Source organism: Streptococcus oralis, assembly GCF_001578945.1.
In the GTDB taxonomy this organism is placed as follows: domain Bacteria; phylum Bacillota; class Bacilli; order Lactobacillales; family Streptococcaceae; genus Streptococcus; species Streptococcus oralis_Q.
Window position 1 is genome coordinate 27,510 of record NZ_KQ969556.1, and the last position, 1,920, is coordinate 29,429.

Sequence of the window (1,920 nt, forward strand, 5' to 3'; positions counted from 1 at the left end):
CAGTTCCAGCGGGTTTTGATTGCACGTTGCTTGGTCCAAGAGGCAGAGCTGATCTTTTTGGACGAACCCTTTGTAGGAATTGACTCTGTCAGCGAGGAAATCATCATGAACACGCTCAGAAGTCTGAAGGAGGCTGGAAAGACCATTCTCATCGTCCACCACGACCTGAGCAAAGTGGCTCACTATTTTGACCAGGTAGTCTTGCTCAACCAAGAGCTGATAGCCATAGGAGCAACGAAGGAAACCTTTACAGAGGAAAACCTTCACAAAACTTACGGAGATCGCATATTCTTTAAGGGAGGTGACCTATGATAGCAGAATTTATCGACGGCCTGTTCAATTTCCATTTCCTACAAAACGCTCTCATCACTTCTATTGTGATTGGGATTGTAGCTGGAGCTGTAGGCTGTTTTATCATCTTACGTGGCATGTCTCTTATGGGAGATGCCATCTCGCACGCGGTTTTACCGGGAGTCGCCCTGTCCTTTATCTTGGGCATCGACTTCTTTATCGGAGCTATTGTCTTTGGACTTTTGGCAGCCATTATTATCACCTATATCAAGGGCAATTCCATCATCAAGAGCGATACCGCTATTGGGATTACCTTTTCATCTTTCTTAGCCCTTGGGGTGATTTTGATTGGGGTAGCTAATAGTTCTACCGACCTTTTCCATATTCTTTTTGGAAACATCCTCGCGGTCCAGGACATGGATATGTGGATCACTATCGGAGTTGGCATCGCCATTCTTCTGATTATTTGGATCTTCTTCAAGCAACTCTTGATTACATCCTTTGATGAGCTCCTGGCTAAGGCCATGGGAATGCCTGTCAATCTCTACCACTACCTGCTCATGGTGCTCTTGACCTTGGTATCGGTCACCGCCATGCAAAGTGTAGGGACTATTCTCATCGTAGCCATGTTGATAACGCCAGCAGCAACAGCTTATCTCTATGCCAATAGCCTTAAAAGCATGATTTTCCTATCTTCTACATTAGGAGCTCTAGCATCCGTCCTTGGACTCTTTATTGGCTATAGTTTTAACATTGCAGCTGGATCCAGCATTGTCCTCACTTCTGCCACTTTCTTCCTGATTAGTTTCTTTATCGCTCCCAAACAGCGCTACTTGAAACTCAAACACAAAACGATGTCAAAATAAGGGGGATCTCCCCTTTGGAGGAATCACATGAAAAAATTAGGAACTCTTCTACTACTCTTTCTTGCAAGTATCGGTCTTGCAGCTTGCGTTCAGAAAGAGAATGCAGGAACCGGGAAAAAATTGCAAGTTGTTACAACTAACTCCATCATCGCAGATATTACCAAAAATATCGCAGGTGATAAAATCGATCTTCACAGTATCGTACCCGTTGGGCAGGACCCTCACGAGTACGAACCACTCCCAGAAGATGTCAAAAAAACATCCAAAGCTGATTTGATTTTCTATAACGGGATCAACCTTGAAACAGGTGGCAATGCTTGGTTTACAAAATTGGTAGAAAATGCCAAGAAAACTGAAAACAAAGACTATTTTGCTGTCAGCGATGGCATTGACGTAATTTACCTAGAAAGGCAAAATGAAAAAGGCAAGGAAGACCCACATGCTTGGCTCAACCTTGAAAACGGCATTATCTTTGCCAAAAACATTGCCAAACAACTGATCGCAAAAGATCCTAACAACAAAGAATTTTACGAAAATAACCTCAAGGAATACACTGATAAACTCGATACATTGGACAAGGAAGCCAAGGAGAAGTTCAACAATATTCCGGCTGAAAAGAAACTCATCGTCACAAGCGAAGGTTGCTTCAAGTACTTTTCTAAAGCCTACGGTGTTCCTAGTGCCTACATCTGGGAAATCAACACCGAAGAAGAAGGAACTCCAGACCAAATCAAGAGCTTGGTGGAAAAACTTCGTCAAACCA

The 1,920-nt window shown here is 43.3% G+C and carries 3 protein-coding genes; all 3 read left to right on the forward strand.

Going from position 1 to position 1,920, the window contains the following annotated elements; translation table 11 throughout:
- Window positions 1–312, forward strand: a 312-nt coding sequence (locus SORDD16_RS09020) for a metal ABC transporter ATP-binding protein (protein WP_369404188.1), incomplete at its 5' end; no start/stop codon positions are given.
- Window positions 309–1,157, forward strand: coding sequence for a metal ABC transporter permease (locus SORDD16_RS09025; RefSeq protein WP_061453187.1), 849 nt, complete (start codon window positions 309–311; stop codon window positions 1,155–1,157). The genes SORDD16_RS09020 and SORDD16_RS09025, both read left to right, overlap by 4 nt.
- A 27-nt stretch (window positions 1,158–1,184) precedes the next feature.
- The coding region (locus SORDD16_RS09030; RefSeq protein ID WP_241734046.1) for a metal ABC transporter solute-binding protein, Zn/Mn family at window positions 1,185–1,920 on the forward strand (736 nt) is incomplete at its 3' end.

Coding starts and splice junctions, on each gene's coding strand:
- SORDD16_RS09025 (WP_061453187.1), top strand. CDS start 309: ATGATAGCAGAATTTATCGACGGCCTGTTCAATTTCCATTTCCTACAA.